The 19,343-nt window shown below is 43.9% G+C and carries 4 protein-coding genes; all 4 read right to left on the reverse strand.

Annotated elements, in window-relative coordinates; all coding sequences use genetic code 11:
- Positions 1-27 precede the first annotated feature (27 nt).
- The 4 genes from Q8R38_00825 to Q8R38_00840 all read right to left on the reverse strand — a co-directional run bounded on the left by Q8R38_00825 (position 28) and on the right by Q8R38_00840 (position 19,251).
- Positions 28-1,734 carry a HEAT repeat domain-containing protein gene (locus tag Q8R38_00825; protein ID MDP3790575.1) on the reverse strand — a complete coding sequence of 569 codons (1,707 nt, stop codon included), beginning with the start codon at positions 1,732-1,734 and terminating at the stop codon, positions 28-30.
- Between the two features lie 13 nt (positions 1,735-1,747).
- Positions 1,748-5,425, reverse strand: a complete 3,678-nt coding sequence (locus tag Q8R38_00830; GenBank protein MDP3790576.1) for a radical SAM protein — start codon at positions 5,423-5,425, stop codon at positions 1,748-1,750.
- A gap of 13 nt (positions 5,426-5,438) precedes the next feature.
- The gene (locus Q8R38_00835) at positions 5,439-6,002 is read right to left on the reverse strand and encodes an HD domain-containing protein (protein MDP3790577.1); all 564 of its coding nucleotides are present in this window, start codon (positions 6,000-6,002) and stop codon (positions 5,439-5,441) included.
- A gap of 124 nt (positions 6,003-6,126) precedes the next feature.
- Positions 6,127-19,251, reverse strand: coding sequence for a putative PEP-binding protein (locus tag Q8R38_00840; GenBank protein MDP3790578.1), 13,125 nt, complete (start codon positions 19,249-19,251; stop codon positions 6,127-6,129).
- Between the last annotated feature and the right edge of the window lie 92 nt (positions 19,252-19,343).

The following is a 19,343-nucleotide window of genomic DNA, read 5'->3' on the forward strand; positions in this document are numbered from 1 at the left end:
CGCGGTCTGCTCGGCTGCGTATGTGCTCTACGCGGACCAGAGGACTTCAACTGATTGTCTCATTGCCCTGTATACGGTTATTGGCAAGGCTTTTAATATCGTCTTTATCAATCTATCCGCGTTGGTAACTATGCCTTCTATGTAATTCTCGACTGACAGCTCTTCCGGCATATAGTCCTCCAAAAGATGGGAAAGCATACGATAGGTCGGACTTCCCTTGTCCTGAAAGTCTTCCGGCGTTATGACTCTGGTGAGAAGTAAAATGCTAAATATATCGGCTTCATAATTATCGAGTTCATCAGAAGTCATTTTGTCTATATCGTCCATTTTCGCAAAATTCATGAGCCTGAGTTCAGAGGCCTGGTCTTTCAATAACCGTAAAATTCCGGCATCGACATCGCTAATACCGCTTGTCATGATTATGGATTTTGCGGGAGTTTTTATCATTGTTTGCAAGTCTTCGACATACTGATAGACTCTTAGGCTGCCGCCAATTGATTCAATTATCGCTCTGTATCGGCCTGTAGTATTGCCCGGGAACTGCGATTTCGGAATAAATATTTCCACCCCTGCCTCTTTTATGCGGGAAACCATTAAACGAATATCGTCATCAGAGGGCTTACTATATCTACTCATTTTAGCTTGTGCCCGCGGCTTTGATACCGGTTGGGTTGCGGGCTTCGTAACGGCTTGAGGAGCAGGTTTGGCGGCATTCGCTTTTTTGATTTCTTTGATGGCTTCTTTTGCGGCTTCACGAATGCCAGCATCTTTATCTTCTTGCAGTATTTTGACGAGAAACGGGATTGTCTGTCTGTCGCCTATCCTGCCCAGAGCCAGGATAGCGGAATTTTGAACAACTCTATTATCATATGCGTTACTAATGCCCAGGGCCTTAAACTGATTAACATCCAATCCTGTAAGCCTGGCAAGATCCAACTTAATATTTCCGGATCTGTCTTTCGCAATGTAGTCCTGGACTTTTTTGCTCACTACTGCCTCTTTTATCGCCGTCAAGCCCTTAATATCCGCGTCTTCTGTGAGTAATACCCTGAATATCACATTTTTGCCATTTCTTATAACTACGATATCCGCCCCTCGCATACCACCGTAATTCGGCATTGTCCAAGATAATAAGAATTCATTGTATATAACATTGTTATTACTATCATATTGTATATTCTGGTATTGTTTAACTATAATTACATGGCCCTGCGCCTTCATATCCGCAGCAGATTTAAGCTGATCCGAAGCCGAGAATTCTCGAATGCCGCAATCTTTGTCTTTCAGTATCATTTCAATGAGAGCTGGGACTGCTTCCTTGCCAATGTTAATAATGGAAGTTATCGCATCCTCACGTATCTTCTCGTCATCAGCGCTTAATCTTCTTATATGATACCTTATCATCATCTCTTTGTTTTCGTACAATTGAGGCGCAGGCTCTTGCGCAAGCGGACGCGGACTTTCCCCTGCCTTTGCACTATGGCTATATCCGCCTATGGCTGTAACAGTCGCGAGAACTATTGGTATGGCTTTTTTAAATGGGCTTTTTCTTTTCCGCTCTTTTTTCACGCCCATCATGATCTGGGCAGCATCTTTGAATTCTTCACCATTAAGACTCGAGAAGCTGCTTGGCGGAGACAATTTAAAGGAACTGATCTCCGACGCAAAGGAAATATTCGAAAAAGAAAAGACAATTAAAATAACAAACGCCAATACTTGTTTTATAGACTTCATTTCCCCTCCTCGCTTATGCCGCTTGCAGCGCTGTTTTCTCAGCCGCGTAGGTATTTTTTAGAATCTCGTAGTCTTTCGGTTCTGCTCTTGGCAGGAATATGACAATCCTCATCTTTTTATCGTAAGACACGATTATCTGAAGTTGGGGTGGCTCTTTACCTGCCGCGAGTTCAAGCGACGTATAAAGCAGGCTCGTCAATCTTATATAAAGCTGTTTAGTTGTCGCCTCTCCAAATTCCTCATAGAATCTAATGAGTTCCGTAGGGTCAATGCCTGCAAGAAACGGCCTATCGTTTTCGGGCGCATTCCTTAAAGGCTCGAAACTGGCGGAATTTATTGTATTGACCGACGCCATGACAACAATGTTGTGCATATTAGCATTGCTGTCTTTAGCGGCTTTTGTCAGCAATCCGGCCAGATCGCCACCGCTTCCATGGATGATCTCAATATTATCCAGCCCCATAGATCTCAACGCTCCAGCGATTTCATCTATCTCTTTCATGAGCGCACTTAATGCCTGCTTCTGCAGACTGCTTTTTACGCTCAGGCCCGGTATCCAGTCTGTTTCAAGGCCTATGATGAGTTTTTGGTTCTCCCTGGCTGCCCTTCGGGCAAGAATGATCAGGGATGCCACTCCGCCATCCGCTTCGAATTGGGCAAAATTTTTCTTTAAAGATTCTATTGCCGCTTTTGTTTCAGCCGAAACTTTTTCCTGCTCCAACACTTCAATGATCGATATGGCGCGTTCAACCTTTTCCCTTATTTCGGTTACCGTCATATCCTTATCAAGACTGGCGTTAATCTTATTACCTGTTTCTATGAATTTGACGCGCTCATTATTCAGCACCGACTCGACAAGGTTGAAAAGCTGTGTCGCTTTGTTTTCTGCTACCGGAGGCGGCATAAATTCATTGCCATGGAATTCGGGGTCGAGCGTTATCTGTTTTATTTCAGTATTCTTATGTTCTTCTGTCATACCGTCTGCCACGGCCGCAATAGCCGGTTTCTTTGTTTCGACCTGCTTGCGGTCTGCTAACATTTTCCAGGACTCCAATAAATAAACTAAAATGCCTGCCCAGATGATCCCGGCATTGGCATCAAATAGAACTATACAATCCGATTTGACTGCCAGCCCTATCAACTGGATGGGAAAGAACCAGACAAAATTTAATCCGGACACGCGTAAGCTTGACTTCACCGCACTCCAAAATCCCGGGGTCGGCTCGCCTTTAGAAACAAAATATTTCTGTGCAAGGAACTCAAGCGGAATAAATACGAGCGACGCATATAAACCCAAGTCAATGAGAGGAAATAATATATCCGCCCCTTGGGTCAACCTCCATAGATATGGGAACCATATGCCATAAGTGAGCGGTCCTATCAATATCGCCCCGACAACTGCCCACTTCCATGTCTTGGTCCAATTGATCGATTCTCCTCTTGCGGTCTGTGCCATATAATTACCGGCACCCAATGTTATGCCGCCTATGATAGTCGCAGCAATTGTTGCCTTCCAGGTAAAGGACTTAACTACGAATAGGGAGGCATAAAAATCACTGAAAAAATAAGATAGGGTAATGGTGATTACCGGAACAGCCAATAACTTAGTGGCGCGAGAAATTGCTTTTATGCTAAAAGTTTTTCCCTGAACACTTATCTCCGTTACAGGCGCGGATATTGCAACTTTCGGCCCTTCTCTTGCCTCAGCAGTATCTGTACCAATCAACGGCTGGTCTTCCAAACATACACCATCATTACCGTCCTTGATAAGTTTCCCTAAAACGACATTAAGGTTCCTCTCGTGATATAGGCAGAAGGGGCACCGGTCGCCATCGTATGTGTTCTCTTTTTTCATACTACGCGCTATTACGCTGCGCAGATCCTCTACCGCCAAATTCCCTGTCTCCAGATCTTTTCTGGCATTTTGCGGATGTTCTGCATATTCACAGTAATATGTCCTGCCAAAAGGATTGACGCCCAATTTCAGAAGTCGTGCCCTGCAAGTTGTCGCTTCGGCGTCCTCTATATCATATAACTTTTCTCCGGTAAGCGTTTCTATGTCCATTCCCGGCGTAGCATAATTCATGTTCGGAAACTTGCCATCTTCCTTCAACTTTTTTAGCTCTTGAGACATCCGTATTATCTCAAGGGCTTCTTGCTCAGTAAACATTCTAACTTTTTTAAAGTTACCCGGGCGCTCGTTTTTTTGATCCGGGAAAAATCTGACGGCGAAAAAGAAGTCCACGCCTATTTCGTTTGCCAATTTGGCCATTTCAACAAGGTCTTTGTAATTTTCTGGAACAAGAATGAACGATATACCTATCTTGCATTTCGACCCAATCTCATTCCTTCTTTTAACAAAAGCCTTAACCTTTGAAATCACTCTATCAAATTGGTCTACACCATGCACAGCCTTGTACGTTTCTTTCGTAGCGCCATTTATACTAAACCGTACCCACGCCGCATTGAGCACTTTATCAAAGTCGTCTTGCCTTAAGCTAATACCGTTATTAAAAACATGCGTTTCCAGCCCTATCTCTTTTGCGGCATATTCTACGACATTTGCTGTACCTGTATGAATAAATGGTTCTTGCCCACCGGAAATCCAAAGCTGCCGACCTCCATTGTCAGCAAACTCCTTAGCTAATTCTTTCATTCTTGACAAGGTTAATACAGGCCAGCTCTTTTCTGTCCCTTCATATTTAAATCCGACGGAGCCACACATAACACAGGAGCTTGGGCATACTTTACCGGGGTGCAATTCCAATATCATTGGATAAACCAATTCTCCTTTAACTATTTTGGACAATCTGTCTGGATCTTCCGACACCATCTTGAGCTCATTCATAAAACCAGGATTCACAGACTTGGCAGCTCTGATTATGAACTGCCGTAATTTGGGTTGAGAATTGATACGCCTGTAAAGCTTAATGAGCTCTTCTATATCTATCCCTAGCCGAGAAGCGATGATCGAGCTATCCAAATATGGTTTTGCCCCCAAAAGATCAACCAGCTCGTCCATGTTCCATTTTGGCGCTTGTGGCGAATCCGTGGGTTTTTTCTCTCCTACTCTTGTCTCAACTGTTAACGCGGACGTTGTCATTATCGCCCACGATCCCCCATAATTTTCGGGCAACTCTTTTACAACATATCTATCAGACACGAACCACTCATAACCAATCAAGTTCTTAGAGGCAACGTTGCTCCTTAACGCTATCTGCACAACGCGTTTTTTATTTTTAATCTTGCAGGGGATCAACACAGCATCATTTTTAACCACTACTCGTGATAAGTCTATACCTCCCACGGCCTTGCCGAGCTCTGCTGTCATGACTTGTTCCAAATATTTGATGGGCAGGTTGTCTTCTAATAAATATTTACCAATACTGCAGACGGAGCCTAATAACTCGGCCTGGGAAAATATCGATTGTTGAAATCTTGCGGCGTGCTCGGCTATGGGCACCTGTTGTAAACCAGAAGGGACGGCAAGTGTAGAGTTAGCGTCATTATGTTCGGGTGGATACGCCCATGCTATATCCAGCGCGATAAAGGTAACTGCTAAGATAGCAGCAACTGTTTTAAACAAAATTCTTTTATAAACATTAAACAAAAGCGCCAAACTGAATCGTTTCGGTTTGGCGCGTAAATTCGAAATTTTGTCTTTTATACGTTTTAGTTTACATCTATGCATAGAAATATCCCATTTAATACACACTCAAAAACGCATTTACCACTGCCGGGTCGAATTGTGTGCCGGCGCATCTTTTTAATTCGGCAACAGCGACGTCCTTCGTCATGGCTTTGCGATACGGCCTGTCATTGATCATGGCATCGTATGCGTCCGCGACAGATATGATGCGGGAGCCGATAGGGATACTCGTGCCCATCATGCCCGGATCGGGATAGCCGCCGCCGTCAAAACGCTCGTGGTGGTGCCTTACTATGGGAATTATTTCATTGAGAAAGCCCAGCTGTTTTATTATGTTAGCGCCTATATCCGGATGCATGCGGACCTGCTGCCATTCGTCAATAGTTAATTTAGCGGGCTTTTTTATTACAGTCAGATCTATTCCGATCTTACCTATATCATGAAGCATGCTCGCTATCTTTATTACTTTAACATCCCTGACCGGAAGTCTTAATCCCCTGCATATCAGTATGGAATGTTGCTCCACTTTGTAACAGTGCCGGCGCCTGCAGGCATCGCTGGAGTCAATTAACCGGGCGAGTTTGCTGACAGTCTTAATGTAGTTTGGTTTTATTATCACCTTTTCTCCTTATTTTTAGATTCACTATCATGTAGCCCACCTCCGCCCCTACAGAGGGTTGCTTGGCGGACCCTCTATAAGAGCGAAGGCAGACGAGGGGGTAATCCCCGTATTGCTACATAAATTATGCTGCCGTGCGTATTATCTCAATGGCCTCTATATACGACCTTATTTCTTTTTCATAATCTATCGGGATCGCGCGCGGCAAATATTTGAATATGCCCCGCACGTCATCTTTTGATACACCCGGTATTATTATCTCCCCGGTGCCGGCAAGCACTATTTTCAGCAATACCTGATATGAATTCATGGCAGGATACATCTCTTGGCCATTCATATCTATGGGCTGTATTTCAAGGAGTTTGCTTTTAGCGACTTTTTCGTCGGCAAACTCACCTGCCGCGGCCCTAATACCGATGCTTTCCGCCTTCAAGCCTGTCTGAAAAGCGGCTATTTCGGCAACTATATGCTCATACTTTTTGCCTCTCTTATCGATAAATCGCAGATCATCAATATTACCCCTATACCCGCACGCCTTTACAAATCTCTTCGCGGAATCGATATCTTTTAAGGTATCACCATATATGAATACGTTGACTATGCCCTGCTTTTGGGCTGTTTCGATATTGTCGAACGTAAACGGATCAAATTTCGCGATCTTTTCGGTGGTAGCCACTGCTATCCTGTTATCATAATTGACGGTCTTATCTATGGCCATACCATTATAAATGCCGGCTATTTCGTGTTTGCGCTTAGCGATGAGTTTTTGTATCGCGGGAATCTGGCTTGCCAGCTCCGGCCGCGCGGCCAATACCTCCTGGGCCCGGTTAAATATATCAGCAGCGTTAACGCTCGCGATATTAGGCAGAATTGCCTTTATTGCCGCCGATAACTCTTCACGCGTATTGACGCTTACGTCATTCATGGTAAGAAGAATTTCATAATCTACGGCTAACTTCGCCGCTTTAATATCTCCCACAAATTTCCGCGGGCTGTCTATATAGAAAATATCTTTTATAAATATGCCTCTGAAATTCCTGGCTTTGGCCAATTTAGCAAATTCATTTTCATCCATTCTCGCTACTTCCAGATTAGCCCCCGCTGCCATGAGGGCTTCCCTGACTCTTTCTTCCATAGCATCGAATGACCCGTTTGCCGGTATACCTATAATAACATTCGGCTCCGCACGGGCCGGCTGCAACACCTCGGCTACCTTTAGTAAGGATAAGAGATAGACTCCCTCGAGACCTACCACAAGAGCCCATATGCCAATCTGTAACGGCACACTATGGATAAATGGAAGAATAGCAATCGCGATCAATGGCACCAGGAACGCCAAAAGAGGCGTAATCGCCATGCCGGGCCTTGATAGTGGCAATGTTTTCAGCACCCCGTTTCTGGCCAATATCAATTGCAGCGTACGCAATGAACGCTCTTCTTTCGGCGGATTTGCCAGTTCACTCTCGCTGCGCGGGGCAGACTCGCGCGTAACAATATCATGTATCTTCCTATCCTGGTAAATCCTATCAAAAATACCTATAACAATATTATTCGCGACGTAATCTACCGAGCGCGGGCCTACTTCATCTACCGCGTCGGCAAGAAATGTGTCAATTCCCGCATAATCTTCCTCAACAATATTTCTCAAGAAAACATTAACATGAGGTACCCTATAGCCTGACATGCTCAAACTAAGCGGAACCTCGCCTTCTTTGATACCTAATTTCTTCATCTTCTTTGCTATAAATAACTCGAAACCGTACCAGCTCGCCATCTCTCCGCATATTGATAATTCTTTGCGGGGCATGCCTTCAGCAGCTCTCTCCCTATTTTCATCACGTATAGTTTCGATAATAGCGGCTATCTTTTCCAGCACAACCGGCTGCAGGCGGGATAGATACTGCTTATCCAGCGGGTTATCCCTGTCCAACTTTCCATCTTTCCTGCCAAGAGCCTTACCTATAACATAGCTCGAAAGGTCATTCGTGCCTATAGAATAGAAGTCTATCTCATTGACGGCCGCGAGTAATTTAATATTATCGACCGCCACGGATGTTTCTACCATTATTCCTTTTTTGATACTGTTGATCCTGCCTATAATGGCATGCGCTTTTTTAACATCATAGCGCGCGTCTTGCGTTATTGGGGTAGATCCCATCACGACATTTAACCTCGCGGATGCCCATACAGACTCGTCTCTGGTTATCAGATATCCGACATCATCTATGCTGCTTACCATCGGAAACATCACCTTAAGATTATCAACGCCTAAGAGACGGGCTTCCATTATGGCTTCAAGCTGAATGAGCAAAATGTCTCTGCCCAAAGGTGACTTGTAAAATTCCATTCCGCTTAAGTTTTTAACCTTCTGGAGTATAAGGTTCTTTTTATCCGGCTGAAGATCAAGAGTCCTTATTGTAACAGGCGCGCCTTGAGCAGCCCGCGCGATTCTCAAGAAATATTCCCGCAGGTGATCCTTTAGTTGTTCACGCTTCTCTTCGGCGGGAGATTCAAGGTATTCCCTGACTATTCTATTGCCCTTAATGTCAGGCCTTTGGGGTTCAAAAATGTTTTCATCCGTAAATAGGTATTCTGTCCTCACGAGGCCCACGCCCGCGGCCTTGTATTTTTCAATACCCTCCTGTATCTCGGTTTCGCTATCCGCGTTAACATATAAGCTGGTAGTAGTCTCTGTCTGGCCTATTGGGACATTCTCACATCTATCTTTTGTCTGCTGCATGGCAAATGTATCAAACGCCACTTCCCGCAGCAATATGCCATAAGAAACTTTTACCGTGGACAAGCTGGGACGAAGAACAACCTCTCCATTTCCAGCCACGTCGGACCGCATAAGAACCATGCGGGAAATTACCTTGCCCTTACGGGCCTTGCTCTCTTTTATAATCCTGGATATTTCATTGATGAAAGCCTTGCTATTCGGCACACCCTTGACCTTAAGGCTATCCGGCACATCAATAACGATAACAGGAATACCCTTATTTTTCGCATATATAGCGCCATGCGAGGTAGTTGCACCTTCAACCGTTACTATTCCCTCGATATCGTATTTTTTGCTTAAGGCATTTATCTCCAAAGGATCTATAAATTCGGCGAATATGATCAGCGGCGCTTTCTTTTCAATGTCCCCTATCGCCCGAATTCCCAATGCCTGGCTGTCATAATCCCCGTCTTGATTTACCAGATTGAACCAGAATCGGGACATCGCGTTGCATATCATCTCCGCGACATCGCGCGAGTTTGACATAGTTAAAATTTCTTTATTAATTAAATCTTGCTCTTTTTCAAAATCTTCCTTTTTTATTCCATTGCTGGCATATCTGGCTTCCAAATCCTCCAGCCTTTCCTTACTCTCGGCTATCTTGTCATCCCACACCCTTATTTCCTCTCTGTTTTTCTCCAGAGTGTTTTTCAGAGTGCTGGCAAGGTGCGTTAATCCATTCATTCCCTTATGAGCATTATAATCAAAAGGCCTACTGATCATCTTTACGAACTTAAGGGCCGGATCTACCAATTTTGCGTCTTCGCCTAATTCATTCATTGTCGTTTCTAATCTGCGGATAGCCTGCTCTGCCCTTCCTTTTAAATTTTCATCTTCCTGGACATTTAAGCTCGCAGGTACTTCTATCGGAATTTCACTTCTCTTGAGAACGGCTATTAATCCCGAAGTGGAATAAGACGGCATTGTGGCATAGCCTCTGTAATTTCTATCTGTAGTTGCCAGAATATTTTTAAGCTTATCGATGTCCTTTTCCTTCTCCAGCTCAAAACAGTAAATTACCAATGTCACCCTTCTGTTATCAGGCAAAAATACTTCCTGGGTAATCTTATATACGATATCGGCCGCCGGGACAGCATTTTTAACAAGACCTTCTATTCTTGTTTCTACGCCTTCTCTAAGACGCGTAGCTATAAGAACTTTTTTCTCGCCCTGTATCGGCCAATAATTAAACTGTTCGGCATCAGTGTCTACCGTAGCGCGCATAACAGCGGAAACGTCGTTCCAATGGCTAAACGGTATACCTCTCGAACCTAAAAGGTTGTGCAGGCGCAGGCGTATTCGCCCAAACCAGGTCGTCTGGCCATCTGATTCCATCTGTGAAGGCGGCTCTATATGTGTCTCAGACGGCGTCTGGGGTTTTTTGATAACAGGTGCGGACAACTCTACAAATAACTTCTCCCAATCGCCGCGTTTAATGGATTCGTCAAGGGCCTTTATATTATTTAAATTGCCTTGAATCATATCTTTTATCATCTGTTCGGAAATTTGTGGCCGTTTGGCATAAATCCAATATATAGACATACTTATCGCCTCAAGGAACCACGCACGATAAGCGTCGGGTAAGGCCTTCAATTCCTCTATGGTTAATTTATCATCTGCATTTTCTTGATAAGTGCGCAGGTAGGCTATCAAATCTTTGAGAGGATCGCTGCTGTTCCAATCTATATTTATCGCGCCGTTGACAAGGTCAATTATACGGGCCGTTTTTCTTGTATAATCAAAATCTATTAGTCCGGAGATATTATCGCCTTCGAAAAGTATATTATTTGAATTGTAATCACCGTGGATAATAAGTTGGGGGAGGGCTGCATAACCATTAGTCAGAGCATTTTTCTCAAGTTTATCAAGTTGTGATTCGAAGAAAGCCAGTTGGCCGAGATACTTCTGCAATATTTCATCTGGCAGTGAATCTCTCGCCTTGTGGAACCACGCGCGCATCTCGGATGGATTTGATGGTTCAGCGAGGGGATATAGTCTTTCTGTAGTGGCTAAATTTAATCCTTCGGGCTGGGCACCTCTAACAGCATTATGATACAATGCCTGAATTTTTGCGGCTTCTTTGGCCTTAGCGCCTTTAATCTCTCCCCAATTAACATGCGCACCCGGCCTAAACTCATATAATTTGTAGAAATCACTGCCTACTTTAACAAATGGTTCGCCTCCGGATGTTCTATAGAGTTGTGGAACAACTATAAATCCATTTTTCTTTAAGCGCTCTAAGAGAGAGCACTCCCATTCGATCGAAGAAGGAGTGTTTCTTAAAGAGCTTTTTACGAGGACGAATTTATCCTCATTAGTTTCAATTAATTGCGGCTGGCTTTCTGCCATTCCCGGTATTAGCTGCGTTACCTGCTTTATTTCTCCCCTTCCATATCGGGCAAATATCTGCTCAACAAGCACCGGCGGGGCCTGCGGACGGGCCTGTTCGGCAATAATAGGCTTAGCAACTGTCATGTTTGCGGTATCAACAACAAGCGCCTTATTATCGATATCTAATCTGATCGGGATAACCGTATTTGTGGCGGGTATTTCTATCGCTGTTTTAGTAAATTTAATACCGCTAATATCGGCAAGAGTCAGAGTGGCCAGCGCGGTATCTATCTTAGCGGCTTCTTTATCCGACGTAAACCAAATAAAATCTACGTTTTGACCCGCCCTCGCATCTGTTAATTTCGCCGCGAGATACATGAGATAGAACCATTTGACAATATTTTCAGGATTCATATTACGCACAAGGAATACGAGACGGCGGAATTTCATATTGTTCATGAATTGATTAAAGCCGGTAATTTCTTCTTCAGGAATATCATTGTACGCGGCTCTTACAACTTGAAACGCCATTATTTCATATAATTCCATAGTAGACGCAGATTCCAGCCCCATCAGGTTAACGAGGCGCCCTTTGCCCCACTGGCCCTGCATTGTTCCAAGATATCCGGTATCAGTATATTTGACAAATTCTTCTAATTGATTGGCAGTAAGACGGCCCTGACCAACAGAATTTACATCACAGACATGCAGGATAAGCTGCATCTTCAAAAATTTATCTACATCGAAACCTGATTCTTTCAGGAACTTAATATCCTCGTCAGGGACAGATTCGCCCAGATATAGTTCACCGAGATCGGAATGTCTTAAGATAAGTGTCTGAATGAGTTTTATCTTATCTTCAACCATTCCTATCCTATGCAGTAGAGGTTCGACCTCGCGCGCGCCATTTATATAATGGTCCTCACCCCAGATCTTGCCATAGTCGTGCAGGGCAACAAAGACCTGTAATGTTTCTCTGTAAGAGGGATCTGCCATAAGCTCATCATAAACAGCCTTTACCCTTGCAAACGTTTCACGACTGAATTCTCTGCCATCCTTAGGATATCTTCTGTTATTAAAATAATCATAGCTATTATCTTCGAGCATTTGCAGGGAATGGATAACTTCTCTCATGTGCATAAGCATATCCATGTAGGAACCATCCGCCATCTGGAACGCCGCGCCGCCTTTCACATCTTTGAGCTTACTAAGATCTGTTATGCGGTAGAAGAAGTCGAATATATTTTGTATATTGCCGGATCTAACAACATCTTGATATGATAGATAATTATCAATTTGATCTCTTATCCTCTGTATATCCTGCTGCGGGATTTCATATCGGTCGAGTTCGGGGATAGTTAATATATAATCTAACTGCGGAGGAGATAAGTTGCGAATTTCGGATTTTAGCATATATTTGTATATCCTGGAACCCTTATCTACGTCTATAAGACCCAGCAATTCGAGCATCTCGAGCTCTTTCCTTACCGTTGTTTCGGAGAACTGCCTCGATTCAATAAGCTGATTCACTGTAACACTTTCATTTTTAAACAATTCATACATCGCCTTCAGCGCTGAACGAACCGATCCCTTGCCTCTATCTTGCGAAGGTGTTACTTTAGGAATTTTTATCGGTGAGACTGGCCAAAGAGATTTTTTCAAATTTGATAGAGACGGATTTTGCCAAATCGGTTTAATGACTTTGTCATATAACCACAACTTTCCAAAACCCAATGCATCGAATAGCCACCCCAAAAACAAAAATACCGAAGCTAGCGCGTAACCGAACAAAGCGGGGATGGCAAATGCGACCGACACCACGGAAAAATCATCTGTAACGCCAGGGCCTTTGAGCCAATGCATCCAATCTAACCCAAATAGGTCTCCCTGCACAGCAGTGTACAAAAATACACCCACCAATACGAAGCTACCAATAAAATATACCCATCCTAAAACTCTGGTAGCTCGTTTTTCTACATCAAGCCTTATCAGGCCTTTGAAGAAAAGAGCAAGACTTAGCGCTATGATAAAGCCCGATGCAATCCCGACAGAATAAAATACTGTAAACACTATCATAGGCACTGCAATGATTACACCTGCAATAAACCCTATCGTAAATAATTTATTGGCTAACATTTTTGCCCTTAAAGCAATGTCCCCTAATCCGTATTTTCTTGCTTCTTTTTTCTTCGCAAAGAATTTCTTTAGCAGATCCTTAAGTTCTTTTTTTGTTTTTATTTCTCTAAAATCATCTATGGGAATCTTATCTTTTGTACTAAACTCCGGCACCTTTTGTTTAAGGTCGTTATATAACTCACCGCCTACTCCAGCCACATATATCCTGAAATCATCTAACCATAAGTTCGGGAGCGATTTAATCATATTCCATGGGGTCAGGCGCTTTACATTACCTTCAAACAGATAATTTGGCTTGGAAGTCCACCACCTATAGAAGAATCCGAATGACCATGAATAGAAAATAGCTATACCCCAGATAAACGGCCAGTAGTTAGACCAGTAAAGGGCGGCTTCTATCATAAGCTCTGTTCCTACTATAAGAGTCCATTTTCTGGCTATTGCGGCCTGTATAAAGGTCTCGCGCGCGGTTTTAGCGCCGGTCTCTTTAAAGGCGCCCCACACTACCGGTCCTTCGTCCACATTATGCGCGTTTAATAACTTATATAGATATGCCGTCCTTTTAAGCAGATACACAACTATGGGCACAGAGACAAGGTATGGGGTCACCCACGACATAAGCATGCTGCTTAATGGCTGATTGATAAAAGGCGGAAGAAGTTCTGTTACAAAAGATGAATTTGCCCAGATAGGCATCCAGTGACTAAAAAGTGCCGTTACCCAGAGAGGCGAAACCATATAAACCGCAAGCATGATACCCGCGACTACCCACATCGTAGGGATGAATCTGCCCATCAACCGCTTTATTGTAAGAAACGCAAAAATGGATAGCGCTATGCCCCCTATCCAATAGGACTGAAAATAACACATAAGGGCTGTCGTGGTGCCCATCGTTGTAATCGCATATACTGCTGTTTCGATTTGGTTTATCTTCCTCGGCATGTCAGGGAAACCTGCGACGGACCTTTCAAACAGTCCCTTCATGTTTCGCAGTACATCATATATGGGGTTGGTCAGGTATGTGGCATTGGCAAAATGTAATAGGCCGAGCTTCCTCGCTATACTTACAGCACCGTAATGCTTTGTTTCTTCTTTTGTCGATATCTGGGTCATTATGACCATGGCTATGATCATGAATATAAGCAGGCCGATAGCCAGCCATTGACCGGTCGCGTTCAATATTGGACCGGCAAATATTTGCGCCATGGGAGAATTGATCCATAAGAGTATAAGTATCGGACTTATCATATAGGTAAAGCCTATTAACTTTTCCATTGCTTTAGCAAATCTCGGATGTTTTGCCTCTGACTTATGATAGGCCCAGGCCATTAACACAAGGACTCCCAATATGGTCATAACCAATAAAGCTATGCCCAGCCATTGTCCGTTTGCCAGGCTGGATAAAGTTTGCTGGCCGTATTCCTGAAGCCTCTGAATAGGCTGTATCTTATCCGCAATACCGGAGTATGTCTGGGCTATCCAGGATTGGCGCAACCATAATACAAATATCGGGCCTATCATATACATCATAACGCATATACTCATGAGATATCTTTGCTGCATATCAACCCCGGCCGTGAAGATATGGTATATGTACAAGACAACTCCTTTCCACCATCTCATTTCGCGTTCTTCCTGGGCCTTTGCATTGGCATTGGCAGGTTCAAATATCATAGCCCGCACTGAATGCATAACCCTGCCAAAAGTGCACTCGAAGTAATCATGAGATAATTCCTGGAAATATCCGGCTAAAAATACGCCGAAATGATACATGCCTTCCTTGCCGCCGAATATCCAAAGACCGGCGGACATGCCTATCAATGCCCATGTACCAAAATAAGAAACTCCGAAAAAATACGCAGCTAATAATCCTAATGATGTCCCTCCTAACATACCTATAAAATATAATCTTGGTAGCGGGGAAATAAATCTGTTTGGCCCGTACAGATAGATGCCTTCTTTAAACGGCCTCGCAAGACGCTTTAATGAAAAAGCTTCAGATATAGGTGGTTTATCGGGTCTTTTTATTCCTCTCAACCATGGTTGAATAACGATAAGGCCTTTGCCGTAGAAAGAGCTGGTAGGATTCCATGCATTATCTTTTCTCTTTATGATCAGTCTTAAAACAAGCCCAATAAAGCCGCCTGCGCTAAATCCTATAAGAGCTAAATTTAACCCGCCAAATAGCGTTCCTAATGTAAGGCCTATTACAGAGCCTATTATCAATGAATGCCATATGGTAACAGGGGCATTACTAAGATTGAACATCATCGAATTTTCAAAGTGCGCCACAGCCTGTTGGGCTGTCGCCAAATATTGAGCATACGGAGTGCGGCTTTCGGGCGCCGGCACAAACGGTTCGGGTATGCCGATATCCGGCTCAAGGTCCGCGGTTATATAAATATATGGCGTTACGAATGTGACTTCGGGATGCGCGGCGCCATCTTCTATTATTTTTCTTATCGGATCGACCATAGGATCAAGTTCTCTTGCCCTTGCGTCAATCTGTTCAGGCGTTGGATTTAAGTTGTCTTCCCCCATAAGTTCCTCTTTTGCTTCACGTACAAATACCGGCCTGGGATCTGGAATACCCGCGCCGTTCTTATTATCGAGCGTAAATATCGCCCAAGGGGGAAGGTATTCCCCCTCTTTTTTATCTTCCGGAGTGACAAGCTGAGCCCGTTGTGTGACCGGGTCCAGATTAGCGAGAACATCGGTGTAAAGAAGCGGTTTTTTAGGATCGAATCCTGCCGGGGACTTAAACCCTAACAGCCTCATGTCGCCCCATATTTTGTTTATCATGGGCCTTTTCGGCATATCGTATCCTTTGGCCTCTAAAATATGGGAGCCTTTTTCGCCTGAGACGTATATGGCCCATGCCGTGCCTATAACTATACCGATAGTCATGCCAACGGCTATGGCCGATAAGGCTGAAAAACCGAATAATACCGGTAAAGATACCCAGGTTATAATGGTTGAGATAGCTGTCGCATAGGCTCCTTTTAAAAATACATCGTGAGATAGCTTATAGCCCACATGCAATTCACCGGCGCTTTCCGGCTTTACAACCCCCTGGCCTATAAGCCTTAAAAGATCGGATAGAGAAAGGAATTTCTTGTCCAGATTTATTATGGCTCTGGCTACATCCCTATCAACATATAAAATACCCTCACTCGGGAGCAATTCCCCCTTATCACGAAACTCATTTACAATAGTCTGGACTATCTTTGCATTTGCCTCATCTTCTTCATTCGGCGGTTTCGCGTTATATACGATAAATCCTATATTGCCTTTTTTCTTGTCCCGGCAATTTCTGAATGTATCTGTTATCAGTTGTCTCAACGCCGGGTCTATCGCGCCCATAGTAGGTATTGTAATAAATGACCTATGATCTTCGGGAACGCCGTCCCTATAATCCTCATGCTCAACATTTTTCATCATCTCCTTAAGAGTGGCTTTCTTATGGAAACTCAAGACCCTTGCGAAGAAGACCCTGTTAAGCCACCATCCTAATAATGCAAACAATACCAAATCAACAAGAGAGAACTGCGGAACGATCGCAAAAAAGTTGAACGAGAAAAATCTGGCAGCTACATACAGGGTGGCACCCGCTAAAACGGCTGCCATCTTCAGCTGGAAACGGGCCGGGAAATTAGGCGCTACTCTTCCTTTTTCGGCTGCTTCTTTCACCATGCTCTCCTTAGCTTTTGCGACGGCTGCCTTGATTTCACTGCGTTCTTTTTTCAACGCATCAATTTTATTTCGTATTCTGCCTAATATATTTCCTCTGTAAGGGCCGGCGGCACCTAGGTCAATATCCTTCTTGGCAGGCCTTAACCGCGCTACCCTGTTACGCCATTGTAATAACATCGCCAAAGCGGCAAAAAGTATCACTAAAGCGGCAATGGTCCCCGCAAATTTATCAGCATATCTTAAAATAGCTTTTTCATTTCTTTTGGCCATGCCCTCTCTGTGTTCAATGTAATCCCTAACCTCCGGCTCGCTTCCAGCCACAGTTTCTCTCATCTTTTCCTGGACCTGCTCCTCTATTTCCCACAATATATGGCCATTTATAATCCCTTTCATTTTTTTCTGATTTTCATCCAGCTCATTGCTATCTTCGGTAGGCGATGTAAATCTCTGCAGCCTTAGCTTTTCTTCCGGATCCGTTATTCCGCTGATATATTCGACTAAAGCATCCTTTACGTCCTTCTTTGTGGGGTATCCTGTTATTTCGCCATTTATTATTTTCGCGACCAGGCTATCAGCGACAGAGCGTTCCATTAATACCAGCGATTCAATACAACCGCTCTTTCTTACTCTATATATTTCACGTAATAGTTCCGCTGTGCTCAGCGGTAAAGTAATGCCCCAATCCTTCGCGACTTCGCTGGTAATAGCAGCGGCATCGTTAATAAGGGCTTTGATCTGGCTTCTTGAGATCCCGAGCCTATTACCGCTGCTGTCACGCTCACCTCTTTCATATTGCCTTAACAGATTCATCCAATATTCAAGCTCGCCTTTGACTATGCCGTCTTTGTCGATATTATGTACCCTGAACATCTCATTAAAGAATTCGGGCAGAGGCATGTCTTTTTCTCCGTTGGAAAGCTTTCTTTCCACGGGCCTTGTGACCATCCTCATGATAATGTATTTGTCTATTTTTTCCCTGCTAAACATGTCCGGGGTATAATCGATCTCGCTGAATTCCAAAGACCTTGCTATGTCTATCACAGACGCGGAGATATCGAAAAGGTCCCTGACATCTTCAACCTTTTCCGGGTCAGAAGAAAAGAGCCCTTGATTCGCGGGAAGCATATTGCCTAACTTGCTCTCCCAATAGGCACATTCGTCATCGCTCAGTATCCTGAGCATATGCCGGCCTTCCCATAATACAAACCTTCTCCTCTCCTGCTCTGGACCGGTTGTTCTGTTATATGCCTCGTCCTTACCCTTGGACAACACGCTGCGGAAGGTCGACTCCGTATGCCAATCTGTTATTTTCCTACCAAGATCGAATATGATACGGTCGCCCCTCATAAGGCTTTTAATGCTTTTTCCGTATTCGGTAACTCTTACGACAATCTCGTCAAACATCATGTCTCTTCTTAAATAACCGCGGGAGAGCTGCTGGATCTTTACGCCATATTCGAAGAATTCTCTGCGCGATACCTTCATATTCTTATCGAAGTCCTTGCTCGCGAGCCAGGATATATCCGGCCCTCTCAAAATCTCTATCGGCCTTTGCGAATCGGGCAACCACAGTTCGTGGTACAACTTTATTACCTCTTTTAAGGCATCCATATCCACTTCTTTATTTACAACAGCATTTGCCCACGCGGTAAGACGGCCCATATCCTCGCCATCCGTATTGGCTATATTGAACTTTTCGCCATAAAAAATTTTAAGATAAGGCGCTATCTCATCCTCAACAATTAGGAATTGTTTTACAACCCCTATAAGGCTATCGGATGAAATATTCTTATCTCCCGCCTTAAGCCTTTTTGTAATTTCATCCCTTATAGTAGTTATTTTTATAGCGTCTATCTGCGACTGTTTAAGCAATTTTGTTATGGATAACTCCGTTTTGACAAAATTATTAAACCCTTTATCCGCGAATGTTTTAAATAATAACTCAAACATCGCCGGATCTTTTAGCGCTCCATTCGCGTCAAAGAACCTTGCCCAATATCTGTGATTTATGGCAATGTCCCTGGCTATGGCCATCATTATTCCGTCCCTGTCTGATGCGTCGCTATATCCCGCTACATCTCTAAGGACCCGATCTATCTCGCTGTTCTTTTTTAGATTATTGAATATATCAAACATGGATTCCGCTTTTGGTTTAGGCGATCCTGTTTCGGTAAAGAAATGTTTCCATGTATAATAATCCGTCACTATTTCCCTGGCTATGGCCGTTATCCGACCGGCCTCCTGGTTATCATCGTCTGCCAGATAACCGCTGATGCCTTCCTGGAGATTGGGAATGACCGTTCCAAACAACTGCTTGACGTTTGTATCGCGCTGGGCCTTCTGCTTATCCCCTTCGGGCGTCCCTGCCTTATCTTTGTCAGCGTCTATTGTGCCATCGGACG

The organism is Candidatus Omnitrophota bacterium, assembly GCA_030695905.1.
Taxonomy (GTDB): domain Bacteria; phylum Omnitrophota; class Gorgyraeia; order 2-01-FULL-45-10; family 2-01-FULL-45-10; genus CAZHPY01.

Excerpts from the sequence above, each read along its gene's own strand:
- Q8R38_00825 (MDP3790575.1), bottom strand. The coding sequence starts at position 1,734 with ATGAAGTCTATAAAACAAGTATTGGCGTTTGTTATTTTAATTGTCTTT.
- Q8R38_00830 (MDP3790576.1), bottom strand. The coding sequence starts at position 5,425 with ATGCATAGATGTAAACTAAAACGTATAAAAGACAAAATTTCGAATTTA.